The sequence below is a fragment of the Klebsiella sp. BDA134-6 genome (genome assembly GCF_015601345.1).
GTDB lineage: Bacteria > Pseudomonadota > Gammaproteobacteria > Enterobacterales > Enterobacteriaceae > Klebsiella > Klebsiella grimontii.
Window position 1 is genome coordinate 2,314,913 of sequence record NZ_CP064784.1, and the last position, 25,947, is coordinate 2,340,859.

Here is a 25,947-nt window from a genome sequence, read left to right on the forward strand (position 1 = left end):
TCATGAAGAAAATGTTACGTTTCATCCTGCTGATGGTGGTGGTGCTGGGCATCGCCGCGGGCATCGGTATGTGGAAAGTTCGCCAGCTGGCGGATAGCAAGTTGCTGATTAAAGAAGAGACTATCTTCACTCTTGCCACCGGAACGGGGCGCCTGGCGCTTGGGCAACAGCTGTATAGGGATAAAGTCATTAACCGACCGCGGGTTTTCCAGTGGCTGCTGCGCATCGAGCCTGAGCTCTCCCATTTTAAAGCCGGGACCTATCGCTTCACGCCTGATATGACGGTCCGCCAGATGCTGCAGCTGCTGGCCAGCGGCAAAGAGGCGCAGTTTCCGCTGCGCTTCGTTGAAGGGATGCGGGTGAGCGATTACCTGCGCCAGCTGCGCGATGCGCCTTACGTCAAGCATACGTTGGCGGATGACAGCTATGAAACCGTCGCGAAGGCTCTTGATCTTGAGCATCCTGATTGGGTTGAAGGCTGGTTCTGGCCGGATACCTGGATGTATACCGCCAATACCAGCGATGTGGCCATCCTTAAGCGAGCGCATCAGAAGATGGTTGCCGCGGTCGATAAAGCCTGGGAAGGGCGGATGGAGAATCTGCCGTATCACGATAAGAACCAGCTGCTGACAATGGCCTCGATTATCGAAAAAGAGACGGCGATAGCGGACGAGCGCGACCGTGTCGCATCGGTATTTATCAACCGTTTACGTATCGGTATGCGTCTGCAAACCGATCCGACCGTGATTTACGGGATGGGTGAGAGTTATAATGGCAAGTTGACACGTAAAGACCTGGAAACTCCGACCGCTTACAATACCTACGTCATAAACGGCATGCCGCCGGGACCTATCGCCGCACCGGGTGAGGCCTCGCTAAACGCCGCCGCGCATCCGGCGAAAACGCCGTACCTTTATTTTGTCGCGGACGGTAAGGGCGGGCATACGTTTAACACTAACCTGGCCAGTCATAACCGCTCGGTTCAGGACTATTTGAAAGTACTTAAGGAAAAAAATGCGCAGTAACTATATCGTCATCGAGGGCCTGGAGGGCGCAGGGAAAACTACCGCGCGTAATTGTGTGGTAGAGACGCTAAAACAGCTGGGCGTAAGCGATATGGTGTTTACCCGCGAACCGGGCGGCACCATTCTGGCCGAGAAGCTGCGCAGCCTGGTGCTGGATATTCAGTCCACCGGCGATGAAGTGATTAATGATAAAGCGGAAGTGCTGATGTTTTACGCGGCGCGCGTGCAGTTGGTGGAGACGGTTATCAAACCCGCTCTGGCCCGCGGTCAGTGGGTCATTGGCGATCGTCACGATCTCTCAACTCAGGCCTATCAGGGTGGCGGTCGCGGAATTGATCAAACGATGCTGGCGACCCTGCGTGACGCGGTACTGGGGGACTTTCGTCCCCATCTTACGCTTTACCTTGACGTGACTCCGGAAGTCGGTCTTAAGCGCGCCCGCGCCCGAGGCGAACTTGACCGAATCGAGCAGGAGTCACTGGATTTCTTTAATCGTACTCGTGCCCGCTACCTTGAACTGGCGGCGCAGGATGCCACTATACGCACCGTTGACGCTACCCAGCCGCTAGAGGCCGTGGAGCGCGACATTCGTGCGGTAGTGAATCAATGGGTCGCGGAGCAAGGCGCATGAAATGGTATCCGTGGTTACGCCCGCCCTTTGAACAGCTGGTTGCCAGCTATCAGGCGGGGCGCGGCCACCATGCGCTAATGGTTCAGGCGCTGCCGGGCATGGGGAGCGATGCGCTGATTTATGCGCTTTGTCGCTTTCTGATGTGCCGCCAGCCGGAAGGGCATAAAAGCTGCGGTCATTGCCATAGCTGCCAGCTGATGCAGGCCGGCACCCATCCTGATTATTATGCGTTGACCCCAGAAAAGGGAAAGAGCTCGCTCGGGATCGATGCCGTGCGCGAAGTGAGCGAAAAGCTCTATGAACATGCCCGACTGGGCGGCGCGAAGGTGGTGTGGATCGGCGATGCCGCCATACTGACGGATGCGGCGGCAAACGCGCTGTTGAAAACGCTGGAGGAGCCGCCGGAGAATACCTGGTTCTTCCTTGTCTGTCAGGAACCTGCTCGCCTGCTGGCGACGCTGCGCAGCCGCTGTCGGTTATATCACCTCGCTCCGCCTTCAGAACGCTACGCACTGGCGTGGTTAGAGCGTGAAGTGACAATGTCACAAGACGCGCTTCTCGCAGCGCTGCGTCTGAGCGCCAACGCGCCAGCGGCGGCGCTGGATCTGCTTCAGGATGCACACTGGGCACCACGCCAGCAGCTTTGCCAGATCCTCGGAAATATTTTAACCCACGGCGACTGGCTGACGCTGTTGCCGATTTTGAACCATGAGCAGGCCGCGATTCGCCTGCACTGGCTGGCATCGCTGCTGGTCGACGCGCAAAAAAGGCAGCAGGGGATTACGCTTATCAGCAATCCTGATGTCTGGCCTCTGGTGAATCAGCTGGCCGCGGCGCTGCCGGCGGCGCGCCTGCAGGCGATCGCGCGTGACGTCAGCGCCTGCCGCGAGCAGTTGCTAAACGTGGTCGGCATTAATCGCGAACTGCTGCTAACCGAGCGCCTTCTGCGCTGGGAACATTACCTGCAACCCGGGGCGGTCCTTCCCGTATCCCATCTCTGAGAGAGACATCATGTTTTTAGTCGACTCCCATTGCCATCTCGATGGCCTGGATTATCAAGCGCTGCATAAAGATGTGGACGATGTGCTGGCAAAGGCCGCCGCGCGCGATGTGAAATTTTGCCTGGCGGTTGCCACGACGCTGCCGGGATACCGCGGTATGCGCGAACTGGTAGGCCAGCGTCACGACGTCGTTTTCTCCTGCGGCGTGCATCCGTTAAACCAGGATGAAGAGTATGACGTTGAAGAGCTGCGCAAACTCGCCGCAGAGGACGGCGTGGTCGCGATGGGCGAAACCGGGCTCGATTATTTCTACACGCCGGAAACGAAAGCCCGTCAGCAGGCGTCTTTTCGCGATCATATCCGTATAGGCCGGGAGCTGAATAAGCCGGTTATCGTTCACACCCGCGATGCCCGCGCCGATACGCTGGAAATTTTACGCGAAGAAAAAGTGACGGATTGCGGTGGCGTACTACACTGTTTCACTGAGGATAGGGAGACCGCGGGTAAGCTTTTGGATATGGGGTTCTATATCTCGTTTTCCGGCATTGTGACATTCCGTAATGCGGAGCAGCTTCGCGATGCTGCGCGCTATGTCCCTCTCGATCGCCTGCTGGTGGAGACCGATTCACCGTATCTGGCGCCGGTACCGCATCGCGGTAAAGAGAACCAGCCGGCCCTGGTCAGGGACGTCGCCGAGTATATGGCGGTGCTTAAGGGCGTGTCGCTAGAGCAGCTGGCGCAACAGACCACTGAAAATTTCGCTACGCTTTTTCATATCGACCCCTCCCGGCTACAACCTCTCTGATATTGCTTATTATTTTAAGGCTCGTAATTAATAGCCAAAGCGAGTAAAGTTCACCGCCACAAATGGGGCGGTGAAGGTTTTTTGGCAACATTCAGACACGATTTATGTAAACCAATGTAAGTTTTTAATGGATGTCTGATTGAAACGTGATAGCCGTCAAACAATCATCCCGGTAATTATTTTACTCTGTGTAATAAATAAAGGGCGCTTAGATGTCCTGTCCACGGCGCGGTTCTCCCCCCGGGCCAATGCGTGAAAACGTAAAAAAGCACCAAATACTCAGGAGCACTCTCAATTATGTTTAAGAATGCATTTGCTAACCTGCAGAAGGTCGGTAAATCGCTGATGCTGCCGGTATCCGTACTGCCTATCGCAGGTATCCTGCTGGGCGTCGGTTCCGCAAACTTCAGCTGGCTGCCAGCCGTAGTTTCCCACGTCATGGCGGAAGCGGGCGGTTCGGTCTTCGCTAACATGCCGCTGATCTTTGCTATCGGTGTCGCACTTGGCTTCACTAACAACGACGGCGTATCCGCTCTGGCATCGGTCGTCGCTTACGGCATCATGGTGAAAACCATGTCCGTGGTTGCACCTCTGGTCCTGCATTTACCTGCTGAAGAGATTGCGGCTAAACACCTGGCGGATACTGGCGTACTCGGCGGTATTATCTCCGGTGCCATCGCAGCGTACATGTTCAACCGCTTCTACCGCATCAAATTGCCTGAGTATCTGGGCTTCTTTGCGGGCAAGCGTTTTGTGCCAATTATCTCCGGTCTGGCAGCGATCTTCACTGGTGTGATCCTGTCCTTTATCTGGCCGCCGATCGGTACCGCAATCCAAACTTTCTCCCAGTGGGCTGCTTACCAGAACCCGGTTGTGGCGTTCGGTATCTACGGCTTCATTGAACGCTGCCTGGTGCCGTTTGGTCTGCACCACATCTGGAACGTTCCTTTCCAGATGCAGATTGGTGAATACACCAACGCAGCCGGTCAGGTCTTCCACGGCGATATTCCGCGCTACATGGCAGGCGACCCGACCGCGGGCAAACTGTCCGGCGGCTTCCTGTTCAAAATGTACGGTCTGCCGGCCGCTGCTATCGCTATCTGGCACTCTGCTAAACCAGAAAACCGCGCAAAAGTGGGCGGTATCATGATCTCCGCAGCGCTGACCTCGTTCCTGACCGGTATCACCGAGCCGATCGAGTTCTCCTTTATGTTCGTTGCGCCGATCCTGTACGTTATCCATGCGATTCTGGCAGGCCTGGCCTTCCCGATCTGTATCCTGCTGGGTATGCGTGACGGTACTTCGTTCTCTCATGGTCTGATCGACTTCATCGTACTGTCCGGCAACAGCAGCAAACTGTGGCTGTTCCCGATAGTCGGCATCTGCTATGCGATCGTTTACTACGTGGTGTTCCGCGTGCTGATCAAAGCGCTGGATCTGAAAACCCCGGGTCGTGAAGATGCAACCGAAGACAGCAAAGCTGGCGCAACCAGCGAAATGGCTCCGGCACTGATTGCCGCTTTCGGCGGTAAAGAGAACATTACTAACCTTGACGCATGTATCACCCGTCTGCGCGTGAGCGTAGCGGATGTGGCGAAAGTTGATCAGGCTGGCCTGAAAAAACTGGGTGCCGCAGGCGTGGTTGTTGCAGGTTCAGGCGTTCAGGCTATTTTCGGTACCAAATCCGATAACCTGAAAACTGAAATGGATGAATACATCCGCAGCAACTAAGTTGTGATTAGGGGAGACTAAGGCAGCCAACTGGCTGCCTTTTTTAATGGGCAGCCGGCACAAAAAAGGGAACCCGGCGGCTCCCGTGACGCTGACTGCTTATCAGAATTGATAGCTGGCCGTTATGCTGAAGTTGCGTGGTTCACCGTAGACGATTGAACCATCTATATTGGTGTCGTAGGTTTTGTCTAACAGGTTGTTGACGTTCCCCTGCACAGCAAAGTTTTTAGTGACCTGATAACGCGTGAACACATCCACCAGCGCGTAGCTGCCCTGTTCCGCACGGAATGTCCCGTACGGCGTAGCGGTATCTTTATATACCCGGTTCTGCCAGTTTACGCCGCCGCCGATGATCAGCTCAGGCATTACCGGCAGACGGTAGCGGGTAAACAGCTTGACGCTGGTACGCGGTAGGTTAGGGTTCACCGCATTGCCTTCATTGTCTTCAGCGACAAAACGCGTCGCCCCGAAGGTCATCTGCCAGTTATCGGTGAGCGCGCCGTTGATTTCAAACTCTACCCCTTTGCTCACGGTACCATCGACGGTTTTATAGGCGGCTTCGCCGTTGCTGCCCGGGATTTGCCCGCCGGTCGCCTGGCCAAGATTATCCTGCTCAATGCGGAAGAGGGCGAGAGTGGTCGTTAAACGGCTGTCCATCCAGTCGGACTTCAGGCCCACTTCATAGTTGTTTCCGGTAATTGGGGTCAGGTATTTACCCGAACTGTCGCGCTTGTTCTGCGGCTGGAACACGGAGGTATAACTGGTGTAGGCCGACCAGTTGTCGTTGATGTCATAAACCAGCCCGGCGTAGGGCGTGGTATGGTTTTTCTCCATGTTGTAAGTCAACGTCGCGATACTCCAGTTGTTATAGCGGATGCCAACGATGAGATGCAGCGGGTCAAGCAGGGAAAAACGCGTCGCGGCATATACCGATTTCATTCTCGTGGTATCGTCCTGCGCCAGGCTCTGCGGGCCCCAGTTGGTCTCCGGGAAATTACTGCTATTAAAGTTATTGAAGCTGCCAATCTCATCGGGGAACACGTTGGCCCAGGCGCTGAAATAGCGGTTATTTTGCTTGCTGTAGCTGGCGCCGACCATCAGGTTGTGCTGGCGACCAAACAGGTCGTAGCCGCCGTCGGCGTACAGGTCAACGGCGTCGACCTTACGCTTGCCGCTGTTCCAGCCGGTACCGCCGACGTAATCATAGCCCGGACCGTAGCTGCTATAAGGGCCCACCAGCATTCCGGTCGCTTTATTGACGTACGCGTCCACGTACATCATTTTGCTATCGAATTTGACCTCGGAATGGGTGGCATTCATCGTCGCCTGCCAGGTCTCGGCAAAGCGCTGTTTCAGCGTGATGAAGACTTTGTTGATCTCTTTATCGTTATAGGCCCAATCCGGGGCGGTACTGCGGGCGCGGTCATAGCGGTTGTTGCTGCCATCGGTATTCCAGCGCGGCAGGCCGCCCCATGTCGGGCTATTCACGTCGATACGCTGATACTCGTAGCCAGCGGATAAAGTGGTCGATGTACCGAGATCGGCATCAATAATGCCGGAGAAGAACGTTTTTTCGCTGTTGTAGCGATCCAGCCATGAGTCATTGTTTTGATAACCCGCGATAATGCGCGCCCTTACGCTGCCATCGTCCATTAGCGGGCTCTGCATATCAGCAACGTAGCGCTGCTTATTCCAACTGCCGTACTCCGCCGTGACCTCTCCCTTGAACTCCCGGCTGGTCGCGTGCTTGCGGATCATATTGATCGACGCGGCAGGATTGCCGGTGCCGGTCAGCAGGCCGTTAGCGCCGCGCACGACCTCAACCCGTTCGAAGAGAGCCATATCGGAAAGCGCGTCGCCCAGATTCCAGCGGGATTCAAACCAGGTTGGAATGCCATCGACCATATAGTTGTCTATCTCAAAACCGCGGGAGTAGTAGCTGGTGCGGTCGGAATCCGCCTGGCTGCCGCTGATTCCCATGGTATGTTCCATCACATCGCCCAGGGTTTGTAGTTGTTGATCCCGCATCCGCTGCCCGGTGATGATGCTGACCGACTGCGGAATATCGCGCTGGGTCATCTCCATTTTGGTCCCGGCTGAGGTAGTTCTGACGCTGTAGTCCTGTTCTTGTGTATCCGAGGCGCTATCTGAGGAACCTTCTACAATGATAATGTCTTCGGAGGCGCCGGCTGCCTGGCTAAGGTTGGAAACAGCGCCAGCGTTATGCCCACAGCAAGCAGGGACGGCGCGGTTCGCCTATCCCGGGGATTGGTGGAGAGAGACATCATAAGCCCTTGATCATGTGATAGTCGTTATTCGCTGCGGCGCTATGGCCACGGTCGATTGTCAACGCACTGTTTGCGTTATGAATGCAAATGAGAAATATACGCATTAATATTTAATGTGTAAACAAGGGTAAAAATAGCGGTCCGCAGGCTGCTTTCGCGGGTGCTGCACCGCATGCCGCTGAGAAACGCTTAATCCATCAGCAGCTAAGCGCTTTGTCGCGCAAGAAAAAACGCATTCAGGTTGAAAGAGGGGGAGTAACTCGCTCATACTCTTAGGGGAATCCTGTGCATCCGCGTTTACCTGCAGAGGCAGGCCAGAGCACGGTATAAAAATTATTAAGGAATCAGTCATGGCAGAAGAAACGATTTTCAGCAAAATCATTCGCCGGGAGATCCCGTCGGATGTGGTATATCAGGATGAGCTGGTTACCGCTTTTCGCGACATCTCTCCGCAGGCACCAACCCATATCCTAATCGTTCCCAATATCCTGATTCCCACCGTCAACGATGTGACCACAGAGCACGAGCTTGCCCTGGGACGTATGATGACCGTTGCGGCGAAAATCGCCCGCGACGAGGGGCTTGCCGACGATGGCTATCGCCTGATCGTCAACTGCAATCGCCACGGGGGCCAGGAGGTGTACCATATCCATATGCACCTGCTGGGCGGCCGTCCATTAGGCCCGATGCTGGCTCATAAAGGTTAACATCCATGCGCGCAGCCCATTTCGGCGCACTTCTGGCCGTGACGTTACTGGCCGGGTGCGGTTCGCATCCGGAAATTCCGGTCAGCGATCGGCAAAGTCTGGTGATGGAATCAAACGTACTGGCAGCGGGAATTAGCGCTGAAGTACCGACGGTGACCGCATCCGAGATTCAGGCGACGGCGACCACAAGATTATTCAATGAACGCCAGGTGCCGGTGACCGTGCATTATCGCTTTTTCTGGTATGACGCCAGGGGGCTGGAAATGCATCCGCTGGATCCGGCGCGCAGTATAACGGTTCCGGCACACTCTTCCGTCACGCTGTATGGCAGCGCCAATATTCTGGGGGCGCACAAAGCCCGACTTTATCTTTATCTGTAAGAGGTAATCGTAATGATTAAATTATGTCGCTATGCATTAGTTACCGCACTGGCGATATTCCTTGCCGGATGTGTGGGGCAACGTCAGGAACCCGCTCCCGTTGAGGAAGCGCAGCCGAAGCCGCAGCAGCCAGTTCAGCCGCAGCCGACTGTGCCGACTATTCCCGCGATCCCTACGCAGCCGGGGCCGATTGAACACGGCGAGCAGCCAGCCCAGCCAGCGCCGCGCGTACGTCACTTTGACTGGAGTTCCGCGGTGCAGCCGATGATCGGGCAGATGCTGCAGGCCAGCGGCGTGAATGCGGGGAGCATTTTGCTGGTCGACAGCGTCAATAACCGTACCAACGGCACCCTGAATGCCGGTGAGGCCACCACGGCGCTGCGCAACGCGCTGGAAGGCAATGGGAAATTCACCCTTGTCTCGCAGCAGCAGCTGGGCGTAGCCAAACAGCAGCTTGGCCTGTCGCCGCAGGATAGCCTAGGCAGCCGCAGCAAAGCGATGGGCATTGCGCGTACCGTTGGCGCACAGTACGTGCTCTATTCCAACGCGACCGGTAACGTCAATTCCCCTGAGCTGAAAATGCAGCTAATGCTGGTACAGACCGGCGAAATTATCTGGTCAGGTAAAGGTGCTGTTCAGCAACAATAAGCTCACGCGCGACGAAGTGCTGTCGCGCTTTTTCCCGCGCTATACGCCTGCCGCCGCGCAGGCCCAAAACGGGCTGAGCGGCGGCAGCTGCATTCTCAGCGATGGTCGGCAAAAGCGGGTGCTGCGCCAGCCGCACGATCCGCGTGCGCCGGCCAGCGACTTTCGCCGTCAATATCACGTCCTGTCACGCCTTCCCGATTCGTTAGCGCCTGCGCCGGTCTTTTATTCTCCCGCCTGGATGGTGGTGGAATATTGCTCAGGCGACGTGGTTGACGCATTACCGGAGTGTCCGGCGCTCGCAGGGTTACTGTATCATCTGCACCGGCAGCCGTGCTTTGGCTGGCGTATCGCGCTGCGGCCGCTGCTTGAGTTGTACTGGCAACAGTGCAGCCCCGCGCGGCGTACGCCGAGTTGGCTGCGCTGGCATAAACGCCTGCTGCGCCGCGGCGAGCCTCAGCCGCTGCGCCTCGCCCCGTTACATATGGATGTCCATGCGGGCAACATCGTTCACGGCGAGTCGGGACTGCGGCTGATTGACTGGGAGTATGCGGGCGATGGCGATATCGCGCTGGAGCTGGCGGCAGTGTGGATCGATCCCGTCGCGCAACGTCGGCTAGCTGCAGAATACGCGAGACTGGCGAGCATTGATGAGCATCAGCTCTGGCGGCAAATTCAGCGCTGGCGTCCGTGGGTGCAGCTACTGATGGCGGGCTGGTACGAGCGGCGTTGGCAGCAAACCGGCGACCGGCAGTTTATTGCGCTGGCGGATGAGGTATGGCGCCAGTTAGACAAAAAGTAAAAGGATAAGAGAGGTGGGTGTGGGTCCGGTAATGTTGGATGTCGAAGGTTTTGAACTGGATGCGGAAGAGCGTGAGATTCTGGCGCATCCTTTGGTTGGCGGGCTGATACTGTTTACCCGCAACTATCACGATCCCGCGCAGCTGCGCGAGTTGGTTCGCCAGATCCGCGAGGCTTCGCGCAACCATCTGGTGGTGGCGGTAGACCAGGAAGGCGGGCGCGTGCAGCGTTTTCGTGAAGGCTTTACTCGTCTTCCCGCAGCGCAGTCCTTCGCCGCGCTGCTCGGCATGGAGGAGGGCGGTAAGCTAGCCGCAGAGGCCGGCTGGCTGATGGCCAGCGAAATGATCGCCATGGATATTGATATCAGCTTTGCGCCGGTGCTGGACGTTGGGCATATCAGCGCCGCTATTGGCGAGCGTTCTTATCACGACGATCCTGACAAAGCCCTGGCGATAGCTCGTCATTTTATTGACGGCATGCACGCCGCGGGTATGAAAACTACCGGTAAGCACTTTCCGGGACACGGGGCGGTGACGGCCGATTCCCATAAAGAGACGCCGCGCGATCCGCGCGCGCAAGCGGAAATCCGCGCCAGAGATATGTCCATTTTCCGTACGCTGATCGGCGAGCAGCGGCTGGATGCCATCATGCCCGCCCACGTCATTTACAGCGACGTTGACCCGCGTCCGGCCAGCGGCTCCGCGCATTGGCTAAAAACGGTCCTGCGCGGCGAGCTGGGCTTCGATGGGGTCATCTTCTCTGACGATCTCTCAATGGAAGGGGCGGCGATTATGGGCAGCTATGCCGAGCGCGGCCAGGCATCGCTGGATGCGGGTTGCGATATGATCCTTGTCTGCAATAATCGTAAGGGTGCGGTCAGCGTGCTGGATAACCTGTCGCCGATCAAAGCAGAGCGTGTTACGAAATTGTATCATAAAGGTTCCTTTAGCCGTCAGGCGTTAAGGGATTCCGCCCGCTGGAAGACGATCAGCGCGCAGCTTGAGCAGCTTCACGCGCGCTGGCAAGAGGCGAAATCCGCGTAATAAACCTGAAAGGCGTTGTTGTCTGGTGAGGATGCGATGATTATCTATTTACATGGTTTTGACTCAAACAGCCCCGGTAACCATGAGAAGGTGCTTCAGCTTCAGTTTATTGACCCCGATGTTCGGTTGATTAGCTACAGCACGCGGCATCCCAAACATGATATGCAGCATTTATTAAAAGAGGTCGATAAGATGCTGCAGCTGAGTGCCGACGATCGGCCGCTGATTTGCGGCGTGGGTCTTGGCGGCTTCTGGGCGGAGCGAATTGGCTTTCTTTGCGATATCCGTCAGGCCATTTTCAACCCGAATCTGTTTCCCAATGAAAACATGGAAGGGAAGATTGATCGGCCGGAAGAGTATGCGGATATCGCTACCAAGTGCGTTAACAATTTCCGCGAAAAAAACCGCGACCGTTGCCTGGTGGTGCTGTCGCGCCAGGACGAAGCGCTGAATAGCCAGCGTTCGGCGGACCTGCTGCACCAATACTATGAGATAATCTGGGATGAAGAGCAGACCCACAAATTTAAAAATATCTCCCCGCATCTGCAGCGAATAAAGGCCTTTAAAACCCTCGGCTGATCTCCTCCCGGCCCGCGATGTGCCAACATCGCGGGCTTTTTTTATCCATTTTGCGATTTGACGCTCAAAAAATATGCAGTAAAACTTGATGCATATCAATTTTGGTATGACCAATGCACCGTTCATGTTATTCTCGATCCCGCTGAATGGTTTCACTGCCGTAACCTGTTGTTAATTAAAGGTTATATGTATAACTTTTAATTAACAATTGGTTAATAATTTTAGGGGGTCGCGTGACTACACCATTGAAAAAAATAGTGATTGTGGGTGGTGGTGCCGGTGGGCTGGAGCTGGCTACCCAGTTAGGGAAAAAGCTGGGCCGTAATAAAAAGGCCAAAATTACGCTGGTTGATCGTAATCACAGCCACCTGTGGAAACCGCTGCTGCATGAAGTGGCGACCGGTTCACTTGATGAAGGTGTAGACGCGTTAAGCTATCTTGCTCACGCCCGTAACCACGACTTCCAGTTCCAGCTGGGGTCGGTGGTGGATATTAACCGCGAAACCAAAACTATCACCCTCGCCGAGCTGCATAACGAGAAGGGCGAGCTGCTGGTGCCCGAGCGTAAGCTACCTTACGACACGCTGGTGATGGCGTTGGGAAGTACCTCGAACGACTTCAACACGCCAGGCGTGAAAGAGAACTGTATCTTCCTCGATAATCCACATCAGGCGCGTCGTTTCCATCAGGAAATGCTGGATCTGTTCCTCAAGTATTCGGCGAATCTCGGGGCGAACGGCAAGGTGAATATCGCCATCGTCGGCGGCGGCGCGACCGGCGTCGAGCTGTCGGCCGAGCTGCATAACGCGGTGAAGCAGCTGCACAGCTACGGCTATAAAGGACTGACCAATGAAGCCCTGAACGTCACGCTGGTTGAAGCCGGCGAGCGCATTCTGCCCGCGCTGCCGCCGCGCATTTCCGGCGCCGCGCACAGCGAGCTGACCAAGCTTGGCGTTCGCGTACTGACCAAAACCATGGTCACCAGCGCTGATGCTAATGGCCTGCATACGAAGGAAGGCGAATTTATCCACGCTGACCTGATGGTGTGGGCGGCGGGGATTAAAGCGCCGGACTTTATGAAAGAGATCGGCGGTCTGGAAACCAACCGTATTAACCAGCTGGTGGTTGAGCCGACCCTGCAAACGACTCGCGACGCGGATATCTACGCTATCGGCGACTGCGCCTCCTGCGCCCGTCCGGAAGGCGGTTTTGTCCCGCCGCGCGCTCAGGCTGCGCACCAGATGGCGACCTGCGCTCTGCATAATATTCTGGCGCAGATGAAAGGTAAGCCGCTGAAAGCTTATACCTATAAAGATCACGGCTCGCTGGTGTCGCTCTCTAACTACTCCACCGTTGGCAGCCTGATGGGCAATCTGATGCGTGGTTCAATGATGATCGAAGGGCGTATTGCGCGTTTCGTCTATATCTCTCTGTATCGCATGCACCAGATTGCGCTGCACGGTTACTTTAAAACCGGCCTGATGATGCTGGTAGGACGTATCAACCGCATTATTCGTCCGCGTCTGAAGCTGCATTAATGTCTATGGGCGGCAAAGCCGGAAGGTTTTGACCGCCCGTTTTCCTGACGAATGATGAGATCAATCGGCAGAATATCCTCCTGTCCTTCCCGGAAAACCCTCTCGGATTCCTCCGAATCCCATTGATTTGCCGTACGTTCACGCACTTTTCATCCGCTTTCTTATTTGCAAGCCTGATGGCTGGGTTGCAAAATTAAAGGCAATAGCAACGAAGGAGGAAGTCCCGTGAATAAATCAATGTTGGCGGGTATAGGAATTGGCGTGGCTGCCGCGCTGGGCGTCGCAGCTGTTGCCGGTCTTAACGTGTTAGACCGCGGCCCGCAGTATGCACAGGTAGTGTCCAGTACGCCGATAAAAGAGAGCGTCAAAACCCCGCGTCAGGAGTGCCGTAACGTTACCGTGACCCATCGTCGACCGGTGCAGGATGAAAACCGCATCGCCGGTTCCGTCTTAGGCGCGGTGGCCGGTGGGGTTATTGGTCATCAGTTCGGCGGTGGGCGCGGCCGTGACGTTGCCACCGTAGTGGGCGCGCTGGGCGGCGGCTATGCCGGTAACCAGATTCAGGGCTCAATGCAGGAAGGGGATACCTACACCACCACGCAGCAGCGCTGCAAAACGGTGTATGACAAATCGGAAAAAATGCTCGGTTATGACGTCACTTACAAAATCGGCGACCAGCAGGGCAAAATCCGGATGGATCGCGATCCAGGCACGCAAATCCCGCTGGACAGCAATGGTCAACTGATTCTGACTAACAAAGCGTAAAAAAGATGTTTATCTTTATTAGCCCCTCAGGCACTCAGGCCGAGGGGCTTTTTTTATCAGAAGCTCAGCGCGTAGTTCAGACCGAAGGTACGGCCGCGCCCTTTATACTCGTATAAAGAACTGCTGCCGTAGGTCGGGCTGTAGAGCAGCGGCGCGCGCTGGCCCCAGACGGTGACATAATCTTCATTAAGCAGGTTCTCGATGCTGAAGGTCAGCTTGCCGACAGGGAGCGCGTAGCTACCGATAAAGTCCACGGTATTGTAACCATCGAGCTTATTGCCGCTGGCATCGCTTATATCAAACACCTGCTGGCTCTGTACCCGCAGCGACCACGGCTCCGGCGCCCAGCCAACCCAGGCGGTGGCTTTTGACGGCGAGGCGAGAGTGACGTCCCACTTCTGCCAGCTACCGTCACTCTTCACCTGGGATTTCAGCACGTTAAAGTTAGCCCCTGCGCTCCAGTCGCTGTTCGGGAAGTAGTAATCCACCGCGCCCTCTACGCCATAAATACGGCGCTTATCGGACTGCACATCGATGGTCATATCGGTACGGTTAACGACAATCGTCTTATCGGAGGTCGAATAGTAAGCCGCCAGCTGGGTGCGCAAATTATCGCCGGTGTAGCGCCAGCCCAGTTCGTAGGAGTTAACTTTAATCCCCTGTAGCGGCGAATCGCCTACGTTCACGCTTGAGAGCAGCGGAAGATGGCCGTTGACCGCCGCGCCGTATTTACCGATGCCGTAGTATTTGCCCGGATCCGGCAGCTCAACGCCCTGGGAGAAGTTAAACCAGGTCTGCTGACGGTCGGTGAGATGCGCCACAATCCCGGCGTTAAAGAGGAAGTTATCGTAATCGGTTTTTCCGCCCGGAATGGCATCCGCCGAGCTAACCTTGCCGCTGGCGACATCCTGTTGCTGGGCATAGCCGACAAAATCATCGACCCGGTTTTCCGTCCACTGATAACGCACGCCGCCGCTGATAGTGAAGATATCGTTCAGGTCATAGCTGGACTGCAGGAACGGCGCCAGGTTGGTGATGCTGTAGCCCGGGTAACGGCCAGTGGTGAAGATGGCCTGATTGTTCAGGCCGCCGGAAGACATCGACTGGCCCAAATCGAAGAACATCTGATTGGCGTTGAAGGTTTCATGGTCCGCGTCGACTCCCCAGGTCAGGTCCCAGCCGTCCAGCGGTTGGCTATTCAGGGTGATCTTCGCGCCATACTGATCGGTATCCTGCTTTGAAGACGAGAAGCTGCTGACCTGGCCTTTGCTAAGCGTTGGGAAAGGATAAAAGGTGAGGGATTCATCGCGGTAATAGACCTGACTGACCAGGTTCTGACCGAGGAAATCGGCATCGGAGTACTGCAGGCTAATCAGGTGGCGTTCGGTGCCGGGGACGCGGTCGGAATTCAGACCGTCGGTGGTAAAAGCTTTGCCATCGCCGGTCACCGCCGACATATTTTTCCCCAGGTACAGGCCGTAATCGTCGCCCTGGCTTTTATAGTACTGCGTAACCAGCTGCAGCTGGCGGTTCTCGTCAATCTCAATGGTTCCCGTTCCCATCACATCCAGACGATCGGAATGCTGAAGCCCGGTCTGGGTATTATCAAGGAGCAGCGCATCGTGGTTACTGTCATACCAGCCGCCAAAACGCTGATAAGCGACCGATAAACGACCTGATGCGTGGTCAGTGCCGCCGCTTACCGCAGCAGCCACGCGTTCATCATGGTCGTTGCTGTTGGCAAAACCGGATTTCCCCCCCAGCTCCAGATCGACCTGGCGCTCCTGTTGGCCCTTTTTGGTGACGATATTAATCAGGCCGCCGGTACTGCCGCCGCCGTACAGGGATGTTGCGCCGGAAATCACCTCGATGTGTTCAATGTTAAACGGATCGATAGAGTCTAGCTGGCGGCTGTCGGTACGGGAGGAGTTAAGGCGAACGCCGTCAATCAGGACGACGATCGCACGGCCGCGCATATTCATGCCGTAGTTGGTACGTCCCTGGCTGCTGACGTCGATGCCCGGGATCAGCTGTGCCAGCACGTCTTTGAATTCTTTACCGCCCTGAACCTGCTGTTCAATTTCCTGGCCTTCGATAACCCAGGTGGTCTGGGCCATTTCAGCGACGGTACGGTGCGTTCGGTTAGCGCTGACGATCATGCTGTCATCAGCGGCCCAGGCGGGCAGGGCGGTTGCCAGCAGCAGTGGGTTAAGCACCCAGAGACGCTTGTTCATGCTCATTCCTTTTATGAGTTTATACCCGTCATTCTTCAAGCTGCAGGCGCGTTACTCGGCCTGCGGCCTCGCCCTATGGGGCCAGCGCTAGCGCAGTTCAAGGCACAAGTTCCTTGTTCTGCCACTCGAATTATTAAGGGCTTACGATATCGTTGTTTTCGTTATTCGGTACGGGCGTACCGGTTGTTACACGGTGAAATATACAGAAACGTTTAAGACCGAATTTTGCCCGTATTGATTATTGTTATCAATATCATTCTCGCGAAATGAACAAAATAAATGACTGAAAACATTGCTTTATGTAGGGATTAAGGGGGAGGGAACCGGTGGGAGCCCACCGGTAAGCGAGGTCTTAGCGCTGAAGAACCCGGGGCCACAGACGCAGCGTGGTCTCGGCGATTTGCATGATTTTAGTGAAGTCAGCGCCTTCACGGGCGCTTATAGACATGCCTTGTAATATGCAGTTCAGGAACTGGGCCAACTGACGCACGTCGCCGTCTGCCGGGAGTTCGCCGCGCAGCTGTCGCTGCTGCAGAAATTGCGTAAGGGTCTGTTCCTGCATCGCGTGCCGCGACTTAACGGTATTGGCGATGTCGGTTGACGCCGCCGCCAGCGCCGCGGAGGTATTGATCATAAAACAGCCTGCCGGCGTCTCTTTACTGGTGAAGCAGGTCGCGACGGCGGTGAAGTAATCGCGTAACGCCGTGTCGACGCTTTTCTCTTCGTCAAAAAGAAGCGCTTCGTGTTTGGCGGCAAAGCGGGAGATGTAGCGATCCAGCACCGCGCGAAACAACCCCTCTTTATTCACAAATTCCGCGTAGAGCGTAGGAGCTTTGGCGCCCGTCGCTTCCACTAAATCGGCGAGAGAGGTGGCTTCATAGCCGTGCTGCCAGAAGAGTGTCATGGCCTTATCCAGCGCCGCTTCCCTGTCGAACACTTTAGGTCGGCCACGGCTTTTTTTCGTGCAACTTTGAACGTCAGTTGTCATGGTGCCGCTGTACCTGTGTTGGTTTGTTGAAAGGCCATTATAAAAATAAACCTTACGTGCTGCCAGCGATGTCGGTCTAAAAATAAATAATTCATATATGTATGAATTTAATGCTGTTTATAAATAGTTAAACGGTCGTTATAAAAATCGTTTGACGTGTGATATGGATCACACTATCATTTACCTATCGATCGTTAATTAAATTCGTTCGCCCCTACAATAACATTCATCTGCATAGGTATAACAATCATGAAAAACGTTAAAACGCTTGCTATCGCCGCGGTACTAAGCTCACTCTCATTCGCCAGCTTTGCCGCTGTCGAAGTCCAGTCAACACCAGCGGGTCAGCATAAAATCGGTACCGTTTCCGCCTCAGCCGGGACCAACCTCGGTTCGCTGGAAGATCAGCTGGCGCAAAAGGCGGAAGAGATGGGCGCAACCTCTTACCGTATTACGTCCGTAACCGGACCTAACACCCTTCACGGGACTGCGGTTATCTACAAATAATTGTCGCGCCACCCCAGTTATGCCACTGACCACGCGCGGATCTGACCCCCTTCAGCAGTCCGCGTGAAGTAAGAAAGCGTTGTCTCTGACGCGAAGCGGAGCCCACCCCTTATATGGCGCCGCAACCCGCAGAAAAGCAGTACTCTGTTTGATTATTGCCATAAAAAAACCGCCTCAGTGTGAACTGAAGGCGGTTTTTTTTCGTCAACGATTCAGGAAATTATAGCGACTGCTCCGTGACGCGATGGTGGCGGGTGACGTCAATCGGCATGCCCGAACGCAGCGTCATCGCGCGTTCCATAACCTCGGTATCGGTCAGCTGCGCCTGCTTGAACGTCTGCATGCTGTCATTAAGGACGATCGGTAGCGTCTGCGGATCGTCATCGATATGCTTCGACAGCGGCTGATGCACCTCCACAAGGCGAGTGCCGTTCGGCTCAACGGAAACCTTGATTGGCGTATTAATAATCGTCACCTTGGTTCCCGGCGTTATTTCGTTGTACAACGCTTTGATGTCGTCATCACGCAGGCGAATACAGCCGGAGCTGACGCGCATGCCAATGCCGAAATCGGCATTGGTACCGTGCAGCAGATACACGCCGCCGTATGCCGCCAGGCGAATGGCGTGGTGCCCCATCGGGTTATCCGGGCCGGCGGGCATCACGGCGGGCAAATCGATGCCCATGGCTTTATAGCGGGCGCGAATATTGGCCGTTGGCGTCCAGGTCGGGTTGGCGCGTTTGTCGGAGACGGTGGTGACCATTGTCGGCGTGATGGTATCACCACCGAGTTGACCGATGCCGATAGGGTACACGGTCACTTCGTTTTTGCCGGGCGGATAGTAATAGAGGCGAAGTTCGGCGAGGTTAAGGACTAACCCTTCGCGCGGCGCGTCAGGCAGCAGAGTTTGCAGTGGAATCGTCAGCACGCTACCGGCTCGCGGAACATAAGGGTCCACGCCAGGGTTCGCCTGGAGCAGGGCCAGAAAACCGACGTTATATTTTTTAGCGATCGCTTCGAGCGAGCCGCCGTTATTCTCGACCACGTGGAACTGGTTTTGCCCGACCAGACGGCTGCCCGGCGGCGGCAGGGGCCAGGTATTGGCGCGAACGGGCAGCGCCAGCGCGGCGGCGATAGCTATCATCCCCAGCCAGAGAGAAATTCGCGAAAAGCTTTTCATCACCCTAATTTCCATAAAAAGTAAGTGGTTATTTTTATACGAAAAGTCCCTGAGATTATGGCTAAGCGAGTGTCTGGAAGTTCAGAGGGATTGCAAAATGTTTGTAAATTTTGCCGCACAGGCAGGGAGGGGCGGGATACGGTGCACGGACCGTATCCCGAATGCTATCAGGCGGTGGCGTTCTCTTCCAGCAGGCGCATAAACTGGCGTACCCACTCCATCCGCGTTTTACGCTCGGCGAGATCCCGCATAAACTTCAGACGCGTCGGGCCGTCCAGGCGATAGTGCTGGGGCTGCTTCTGCAACAGGCCAATCAGCCACACCGGGTTAACGTTATTCTTCTCGTTAAACTCAATGGTGCCGCCTTTTTCGTTGCTCTCCAGCTTACGGATCCCCAGCTTCTGCGCCTGCTGGCGCAGTCGGGCGATGTCGAGCAGGTTTCTTGCCGGATCCGGCAGCAGACCAAAGCGATCGATAAGCTCGACTTTGATCTCCTCCAGCTCATTCTCGTTCTTCGCGCTGGCAACGCGTTTGTAGAACGACAGGCGCGTATTGACGTCGGGGATGAAGTCGTCCGGCAGCAGCGACGGCATCCGTAGCTCAACTTCGGTCTGCTGGCTGGTGAGATCCTCCAGCGAGGGCTCGCGTCCCGCTTTCAGCGCGTCAACGGCATTTTCCAGCAGCTCCATGTAGAGAGAGAAGCCGATGGTTTCCATTGAGCCGCTCTGATCTTCGCCCAGCAGCTCGCCCGCGCCGCGAATTTCGAGGTCGTGGGTGGCCAGCGCGAATCCGGCGCCGAGATCTTCCAGCGAGGCGATAGCCTCAAGGCGTTTTTGCGCATCGGTGGTCATCGCTTTCGGATGCGGCGTCAGCAGCCAGGCGTAGGCTTGATGGTGTGAACGCCCGACGCGGCCGCGCAGCTGGTGCAGCTGAGCCAGCCCGAAGTGATCGGCGCGCTCGATAATAATGGTGTTCGCCGTCGGAATGTCGATCCCGGTCTCGATAATGGTGGTACATACCAGCACGTTAAAACGCTGGTGGTGGAAATCGTTCATCACCCGTTCTAGCTCGCGTTCGCGCATCTGCCCGTGGCCAATAGCGATACGCGCTTCCGGCACCAGCTCCGAGAGTCTTTCCGCCGCTTTTTGGATATTTTCGACGTCATTATAGAGATAGTAGACCTGGCCGCCGCGCAGCACTTCACGCAGGATCGCCTCGCGTACCACCAGCGCGTCATATTCGCGAACGAAGGTTTTAACCGCCAGACGGCGGGCGGGAGGGGTGGCGATGATCGAGAGGTCGCGCATACCGCTCATCGCCATATTCAGCGTTCGCGGAATCGGCGTTGCGGTCAGGGTCAGGATATCGACATCGGCGCGCATCGCCTTAATGCGCTCTTTGTGGCGTACGCCAAAGCGGTGCTCTTCATCAACAATCAGCAGGCCGAGATCGCGCAGCTTAACGTCCGGCTGTAGCAGCTTATGGGTGCCGATAAGAATATCGATTTTCCCCTCCGCGACCTGCTCAAGGATCTGCGCCTGCTCTTTAGCGCTCCGAAAGCGCGAGAGCATCTCAATGCGCACCGGCCAGTTGGCGAAGCGATCGCGGAAGTTATCGAAGTGCTGCTGGGCGAGGAGGGTGGTAGGCACCAGCACCGCGACCTGTTTATGGTTTTCCACCGCCAGAAACGCGGCGCGCATCGCCACTTCCGTCTTGCCGAAGCCAACGTCGCCGCACACCAGGCGATCCATCGCCAGCGGCTGGCACATATCGCTCAGGACGGCGTTGATGGCCTGCGCCTGATCGGGCGTGGTTTCGAACGGGAAGCCGTCGCAGAACAGCTGATACTGCTCTTTATCATGTTTAAATGCGTAGCCCGCTTTCGCCGCGCGCTGGGCGTAGATATCCAGCAGCTCGGCGGCCACGTCGCGCACCTTCTCGGCGGCTTTTTGCCGCGCTCGCGCCCACGCATCGCCGCCCAGCTTATGCAGCGGCGCATTCTCTTCCGCGCCGCCGGCGTAGCGGCTAATCAGATGCAGCGACGATACCGGCACGTACAGTTTGGCGTCGTTTGCGTAGGTCAGCATCAGGTATTCGCCGTTAATCCCACCCGCCTCAAGCGTTGTCATGCCGGCGTAGCGCCCAACCCCATGCTCAAGATGCACCACTGGCTGGCCGATATGCAGTTCCGCCAGGTTACGGATTAAGGTGTCCGGATTGATGGTGCGGCGTGAATCCTGACGACGGCGGGCGACGCGCTCGCCCAGCAGATCGCTTTCGCAAATCAGCGCCAGGTTGCGCTGGCTATCAATAAAGCCATGCTCGGCGGCGCCGATCATCAGATAGCGGCCGTTACCCGTTGCCTCTTCAAGACGCAAAATATGCTTTGGCGCGATCTTGATGCGGGCCAGCATTTCACCGAGTGCTTCGCGGCGTCCCTCGCTCTCAACCGAGAAAATCACCGGCCCGCTAAAGGATTCGAGGAATCGACGCAGATTATCCAGCGGCGCTTTGTTCTGCGCCTGGATCGCCAGCTCGGGTAGTTTCTGATAGCCGAGGTTGGTATTGGCGGCTTTTTCTGCCAGACGCTCGGTTTTGAGCTGGACGCGCGGCCATTTTTTCAACTCGCTAAACAGTTCATCGCTGCGTAGCCACAGCTGCTCCGGTGGCAAAAGCGGGCGCATCGGATCGACGCCGCGGTTTTCAAAGCGGGCGCGCGTTTCATTCTGGAAACGTTCAGCGCTGGCTTCCAGATCGCCGGTATTAACAATCAGCGTTTTCGCCGGGAAATAGCTGAACAGGGGCGGCAGGGGCTCGTTAAAGAACAGCGGCTGCCAGTATTCGATCCCTGCAGGTAGCGTGCCTTTACTGACCTGCTGATAAATATGCTCGGCGTCGCGCTTGACCTCAAAGCGGTCGCGCCACTGGCTGCGGAAAAGCTCGATAGCGGCCTGATCCGTCGGGAATTCGTGCGCCGGAAGCAGGTTAATGCTGGCGACTTCTTCCAGCGTACGCTGGCTGTCGACGTCGAACAGACGCAGGCTGTCTATCTCATCATCAAAAAAATCGAGACGGTAGGGCTGCTCGCTGCCCATGGGGAACAGGTCAAGCAATGCGCCGCGCGTGGCGTACTCGCCGTGCTCCATCACCTGGTCGACGTGACGATAGCCGGCGCTATCCAGTTGGGCGCGCAGCGCATCCCGCGACAGGCGCTGGCCTTTTTTCATCACCAGCGCGTGGCCGTGGAGGAAACTATGCGGACAGACACGCTGCATCAGAGTACTGACCGGGACAATCAGTACGCCGCGTTCCATCGTCGGGAGCTGGTAGAGGGTGGCGAGGCGCGAAGAGATAATGTCCTGGTGCGGGGAGAAGCTATCGTAGGGGAGCGTTTCCCAGTCCGCCAGGCCCGCCACCATGCTATCGGTAAACTGCCTGATTTCATCATTCAGACGCAGGGCGTTTTGCATATCGGGGGCAATCAGTACCACCGGGCCGCCGTGGCGCTCAGCCATCTCCGCCACCAGAGTGGCGCAGGCCGCGCCGGTAAGTTCGCCAAGCTGGCGCTGATCGCCGGCTTTAACCGGCAGAGAGTATCGGTATTGTTCAGGCATAGACGGTATCATGATCTCTTGGGTATTCGCTCTGCCGATATGGAGGGCAACTCGCTGATATTCAATAGTGAGATTATCCGCGATCGACCCGGATTCGCCAACCCGTATCGCAAAGGTCATGTTTTGGCCAGAAATGTAACGAACTCCGATAAGCGTAAAGTTAAATAACGGCTTGCTTATCTATCTTGTTGTTTATATTGAATTTTTGTTATTATTGCCAATAAAATCTACAGGTATCAGTCATTTACGCTGCTCATAATCGCTTATATACTCGGGCATCGGCTATCAGCAATCAGATGGATGACATGTATCAACCTGCCGCACTCTTTATCGGCCTTCGCTATATGCGTGGGCGCGCAGCCGACCGCTTCGGTCGTTTCGTCTCCTGGCTCTCGACCATTGGCATTACGCTTGGCGTCATGGCGCTGGTTACCGTTCTGTCGGTGATGAACGGCTTTGAGCGCGAGCTGCAAAATAACATCCTGGGGCTGATGCCGCAGGCCATTCTTAGCGCCAAACAGGGGTCCATAAACCCGCAACAGCTGCCGGAAAGCGCGGCCAGATTACAGGGCGTTACCCGCGTGGCGCCGCTGACCACCGGCGATGTGGTGCTGCAAAGCGCCCGCAGCGTAGCAGTTGGCGTAATGCTCGGCATCGACCCGGCGCAAAAAGATCCCCTGACGCCCTACCTGGTTAATGTCAAGCAGAGCGATCTGCAAGCCGGAAAGTATAACGTTATCCTGGGCGAGCAGCTGGCAGGGCAACTGGGCGTTAATCGCGGCGATCAGATCCGCGTGATGGTGCCCTCCGCTAGCCAGTTCACCCCGATGGGGCGGGTTCCCAGCCAGCGGCTGTTTAACGTGATCGGCACCTTTGCCGCCAACAGCGAAGTCGATGGCTATCAGATGTTGACCAACATCGACGACGCTTCGCGCCTGATGCGCTATCCGCAGGGTAATATTACCGGCTGGCGGCTGTGGTTGAATCAGCCTTTACAGGTGGATACCCTCAGCCAGCAGACGCTGCCGGAAGGGACCAAATGGCAGGACTGGCGCGAACGTAAAGGCGAGCTGTTCCAGGCCGTGCGGATGGAAAAAAATATGATGGGCCTGCTGTTGAGCCTGATCGTCGCCGTCGCCGCTTTTAACATCATTACCTCGCTGGGCATGATGGTCATGGAAAAGCAGGGCGAAGTGGCGATTCTCCAGACCCTCGGCCTGACGCCGCGGCAGATCATGCTGGTCTTTATGGTCCAGGGCGCGAGCGCCGGGATCGTCGGCGCGCTGCTTGGCGCCGGACTGGGCGCGTTGCTTGCCAGCCAGTTAAATAATTTGATGCCGATTATCGGCGCGTTCCTCGACGGTGCCGCGCTGCCGGTAGCCATCGAGCCGCTACAGGTGATCGTGATTGCCCTTGTAGCAATGGCGCTGGCATTACTCTCTACGTTGTATCCTTCATGGCGCGCTGCCGCCACTCAACCCGCTGAGGCTTTACGTTATGAATAAGATCCTGCTGCAATGCGACAACCTGTGCAAACGCTACCAGGAAGGCAGCGTGCAAACCGACGTGTTGCATAATGTCAGCTTCAGCATTGAAGAGGGCGAGATGATGGCGATTGTCGGCACCTCCGGTTCCGGCAAAAGTACGCTGCTGCATCTGCTTGGCGGGCTGGATACGCCGACCTCCGGCGACGTTATCTTTTCCGGTCAGTCGATGAGCCGACTCTCAGCCGCCGCGCGCGCCGATCTGCGCAACCGCGAGCTGGGCTTTATTTATCAGTTTCACCACCTGCTGCCGGATTTCACCGCGCTGGAAAACGTGGCGATGCCGCTGTTAATCGGTAAACAGAAGGCGGCGGATATTGAGCGTCAGGCAAAAGCGATGCTGCGCGCCGTCGGGCTTGAGCACCGCAGCGACCACCGCCCGTCGGAGCTCTCCGGCGGCGAGCGTCAGCGCGTAGCGATTGCCCGCGCGCTGGTTAATAAACCTCGGCTGGTGCTGGCGGATGAACCTACCGGTAACCTTGATGCCCGCAACGCCGACAGCATTTTTCAGCTGCTTGGCGAACTAAACGTGGCGCAGCGTACCGCCTTCCTGGTGGTGACCCACGACCTGCAGCTGGCAAAACGGATGAGCCGCCAGCTGGAGATGCGCGACGGGCGCCTGACCGCCGAACTCTCCCTGATGGGGGCTGAGTAATGGCTTCTCCGTTATCGTTATTAATTGCCCTGCGCTTTAGCCGCGGACGGCGGCGCGGAGGGATGGTTTCGCTGATTTCAGTTATCTCGACCATCGGCATTGCGCTAGGCGTGGCGGTGCTGATCGTTGGCCTGAGCGCCATGAACGGCTTCGAGCGCGAGCTCAACAACCGCATTCTGGCGGTGGTGCCGCACGGTGAAATTGAGCCGGTGAACCAGCCGTGGAACAACTGGAACGAAGCGCTGGCGAAGGTTGAAAAGGTCAAAGGCATCGTTGCCGCAGCGCCGTACATTAACTTCACCGGACTGGTGGAGAGCGGCAGCAACATGCGCGCCATCCAGGTAAAGGGCGTCGATCCGCAGCAGGAGAGCCGTCTCAGTTCGCTACCCAACTTTGTGCAGAACAACGCGTGGGCGAACTTTAAAGCCGGAGAGCAGCAGGTGATCCTCGGTAAAGGCGTCGCCGATGCGCTGCACGTTAAGCAGGGCGACTGGGTGTCAATTATGATTCCCAACTCGGATGCCGACCACCAGCTGCTGCAGCCAAAGCGCGTCAGGCTCCACGTTACCGGTATTTTGCAGCTCAGCGGCCAGCTCGATCATAGTTTTGCCATGATCCCCATGCAGGATGCGCAGCAGTATCTTGAAATGGGCAGCAGCGTGACCGGTATCGCTATTAAAGTCACCGATGTGTTCCACGCGAACACCCTGGTGCGCGATGCGGGCGAAGTAACCAACAGCTACGTTTATATCAAGAGCTGGATAGGCACTTACGGCTATATGTACCGCGATATTCAGATGATCCGCGCCATTATGTATCTCGCAATGGTGCTGGTGATTGGCGTGGCCTGCTTTAACATCGTCTCGACCCTGGTGATGGCAGTGAAAGATAAAAGCGGCGATATTGCGGTGCTGCGCACGCTTGGCGCTAAAGACGGGCTGATCCGCGCGATTTTCGTATGGTATGGTTTACTTGCCGGTTCGGTAGGGAGCCTGATTGGGGTGGCGATTGGCGTTATCTGTGCCTTCAAGTTGACCGCAATCATTAACGGTATTGAGAACCTGATCGGGCATAAATTCCTCTCCGGCGACATCTATTTTATTGACTTCCTGCCGTCTGAACTGCACTGGCTGGACGTCGTTTACGTGCTGGTGACGGCACTGTTGCTGAGTTTGCTGGCCAGCTGGTATCCCGCCCGCCGCGCCAGCCGCATTGACCCGGCGAGGGTGCTGAGTGGCCAGTAATTTATCGTCATGGTCGGCTTTGCAGACCAGTAAAGAGGAATT

21 protein-coding genes and 2 pseudogenes are annotated in these 25,947 nt (G+C 56.3%); 18 read left to right on the forward strand and 5 right to left on the reverse strand.

Translation table 11 applies throughout. The annotated features are described in order from the left end of the window. Nucleotides 1-2: 2 nt before the first annotated feature. The 5 genes from yceG (at nt 3) to ptsG (ending at nt 5,193) form a co-directional block, all read left to right on the forward strand. Nucleotides 3-1,025 (forward strand): cell division protein YceG, encoded by a 1,023-nt coding sequence (yceG, locus tag IYV58_RS10515; protein ID WP_049112602.1) that lies wholly within the window; start codon nt 3-5, stop codon nt 1,023-1,025. Beyond that, complete coding sequence (gene tmk / locus IYV58_RS10520) at nt 1,015-1,656, forward strand: dTMP kinase (protein ID WP_004131408.1); 642 nt, start codon at nt 1,015-1,017, stop codon at nt 1,654-1,656. The genes yceG and tmk overlap by 11 nt, the downstream gene beginning before the upstream one ends. Continuing rightward, entirely contained in the window at nt 1,653-2,657 is a 1,005-nt protein-coding gene (holB, locus tag IYV58_RS10525) for a DNA polymerase III subunit delta' (RefSeq protein ID WP_195729572.1), read from the forward strand. The genes tmk and holB overlap by 4 nt, the downstream gene beginning before the upstream one ends. Before the next feature lie 10 nt (nt 2,658-2,667). Further along, complete coding sequence (locus tag IYV58_RS10530; RefSeq protein ID WP_004131411.1) at nt 2,668-3,462, forward strand: metal-dependent hydrolase; 795 nt, start codon at nt 2,668-2,670, stop codon at nt 3,460-3,462. 297 nt (nt 3,463-3,759) lie between these two features. After that, nucleotides 3,760-5,193: a PTS glucose transporter subunit IIBC gene (gene ptsG, locus IYV58_RS10535; RefSeq protein ID WP_004131412.1), complete on the forward strand. Its 1,434-nt coding sequence runs from the start codon at nt 3,760-3,762 to the stop codon at nt 5,191-5,193. A 102-nt stretch (nt 5,194-5,295) separates the two neighbouring features. On the opposite strand, the pseudogene fhuE reads toward ptsG, so the two are convergent. Further along, nucleotides 5,296-7,478 (reverse strand): annotated as a pseudogene (gene fhuE / locus IYV58_RS10540) (ferric-rhodotorulic acid/ferric-coprogen receptor FhuE). A gap of 353 nt (nt 7,479-7,831) precedes the next feature. On the opposite strand from fhuE, the gene hinT reads away from it, so the two are divergent. From hinT to IYV58_RS10580, 8 genes are all read left to right on the forward strand, one after another. Continuing rightward, nucleotides 7,832-8,188 (forward strand): purine nucleoside phosphoramidase, encoded by a 357-nt coding sequence (gene hinT / locus IYV58_RS10545; RefSeq protein ID WP_004131415.1) that lies wholly within the window; start codon nt 7,832-7,834, stop codon nt 8,186-8,188. A gap of 5 nt (nt 8,189-8,193) precedes the next feature. Then, nucleotides 8,194-8,568 carry a YcfL family putative periplasmic lipoprotein gene (locus tag IYV58_RS10550; protein WP_004131416.1) on the forward strand — a complete coding sequence of 125 codons (375 nt, stop codon included), beginning with the start codon at nt 8,194-8,196 and terminating at the stop codon, nt 8,566-8,568. 12 nt (nt 8,569-8,580) lie between these two features. Then, nucleotides 8,581-9,216, forward strand: a complete 636-nt coding sequence (lpoB, locus tag IYV58_RS10555; RefSeq protein WP_004131417.1) for a penicillin-binding protein activator LpoB — start codon at nt 8,581-8,583, stop codon at nt 9,214-9,216. Continuing rightward, on the forward strand, nt 9,197-10,015 hold the full coding sequence (gene thiK, locus IYV58_RS10560) for a thiamine kinase (protein ID WP_112166337.1): 819 nt from the start codon (nt 9,197-9,199) through the stop codon (nt 10,013-10,015). The genes lpoB and thiK overlap by 20 nt, the downstream gene beginning before the upstream one ends. 31 nt (nt 10,016-10,046) lie before the next feature. Beyond that, nucleotides 10,047-11,057, forward strand: a complete 1,011-nt coding sequence (gene nagZ, locus IYV58_RS10565) for a beta-N-acetylhexosaminidase (RefSeq protein ID WP_170100739.1) — start codon at nt 10,047-10,049, stop codon at nt 11,055-11,057. Between the two features lie 36 nt (nt 11,058-11,093). Beyond that, nucleotides 11,094-11,636 (forward strand): alpha/beta hydrolase YcfP, encoded by a 543-nt coding sequence (gene ycfP, locus IYV58_RS10570; protein ID WP_004131420.1) that lies wholly within the window; start codon nt 11,094-11,096, stop codon nt 11,634-11,636. 233 nt (nt 11,637-11,869) lie between these two features. Next, nucleotides 11,870-13,174 (forward strand): NAD(P)/FAD-dependent oxidoreductase, encoded by a 1,305-nt coding sequence (locus IYV58_RS10575; RefSeq protein WP_004131421.1) that lies wholly within the window; start codon nt 11,870-11,872, stop codon nt 13,172-13,174. Nucleotides 13,175-13,399: 225 nt separating this feature from the next. Next, nucleotides 13,400-13,939: a glycine zipper 2TM domain-containing protein gene (locus IYV58_RS10580; protein WP_004131424.1), complete on the forward strand. Its 540-nt coding sequence runs from the start codon at nt 13,400-13,402 to the stop codon at nt 13,937-13,939. Nucleotides 13,940-13,995: 56 nt separating this feature from the next. On the opposite strand, the gene IYV58_RS10585 is transcribed toward IYV58_RS10580, so the two are convergent. After that, nucleotides 13,996-16,173 carry a TonB-dependent siderophore receptor gene (locus tag IYV58_RS10585; protein WP_142469647.1) on the reverse strand — a complete coding sequence of 726 codons (2,178 nt, stop codon included), beginning with the start codon at nt 16,171-16,173 and terminating at the stop codon, nt 13,996-13,998. A 352-nt stretch (nt 16,174-16,525) separates the two neighbouring features. After that, complete coding sequence (locus IYV58_RS10590) at nt 16,526-17,161, reverse strand: TetR/AcrR family transcriptional regulator (protein ID WP_004131426.1); 636 nt, start codon at nt 17,159-17,161, stop codon at nt 16,526-16,528. A gap of 249 nt (nt 17,162-17,410) precedes the next feature. Here IYV58_RS10590 and bhsA point away from each other — a divergent pair, with 249 nt between their 5' ends. Then, the gene (gene bhsA / locus IYV58_RS10595) at nt 17,411-17,668 is read left to right on the forward strand and encodes a multiple stress resistance protein BhsA (protein WP_004131427.1); all 258 of its coding nucleotides are present in this window, start codon (nt 17,411-17,413) and stop codon (nt 17,666-17,668) included. A 220-nt stretch (nt 17,669-17,888) separates the two neighbouring features. On the opposite strand, the gene ldtC is transcribed toward bhsA, so the two are convergent. Beyond that, nucleotides 17,889-18,848 (reverse strand): L,D-transpeptidase LdtC, encoded by a 960-nt coding sequence (gene ldtC, locus IYV58_RS10600; protein WP_004131428.1) that lies wholly within the window; start codon nt 18,846-18,848, stop codon nt 17,889-17,891. A gap of 167 nt (nt 18,849-19,015) precedes the next feature. Next, on the reverse strand, nt 19,016-22,462 hold the full coding sequence (gene mfd / locus IYV58_RS10605) for a transcription-repair coupling factor (RefSeq protein WP_123828250.1): 3,447 nt from the start codon (nt 22,460-22,462) through the stop codon (nt 19,016-19,018). Between the two features lie 39 nt (nt 22,463-22,501). Between mfd and IYV58_RS28280 the strand changes: the two are divergent. From IYV58_RS28280 to lolE, 4 genes and pseudogenes are all read left to right on the forward strand, one after another. Further along, nucleotides 22,502-22,567 (forward strand): annotated as a pseudogene (locus tag IYV58_RS28280) (hypothetical protein); the annotation flags it as partial. A gap of 200 nt (nt 22,568-22,767) precedes the next feature. Next, nucleotides 22,768-23,967, forward strand: a complete 1,200-nt coding sequence (gene lolC, locus IYV58_RS10610) for a lipoprotein-releasing ABC transporter permease subunit LolC (protein ID WP_004131430.1) — start codon at nt 22,768-22,770, stop codon at nt 23,965-23,967. Beyond that, on the forward strand, nt 23,960-24,661 hold the full coding sequence (gene lolD, locus IYV58_RS10615; RefSeq protein WP_004131431.1) for a lipoprotein-releasing ABC transporter ATP-binding protein LolD: 702 nt from the start codon (nt 23,960-23,962) through the stop codon (nt 24,659-24,661). The genes lolC and lolD overlap by 8 nt, the downstream gene beginning before the upstream one ends. After that, the gene (gene lolE / locus IYV58_RS10620; RefSeq protein ID WP_004131432.1) at nt 24,661-25,905 is read left to right on the forward strand and encodes a lipoprotein-releasing ABC transporter permease subunit LolE; all 1,245 of its coding nucleotides are present in this window, start codon (nt 24,661-24,663) and stop codon (nt 25,903-25,905) included. Before lolD ends, lolE begins: the two co-directional genes overlap by 1 nt. Nucleotides 25,906-25,947: the final 42 nt, after the last annotated feature.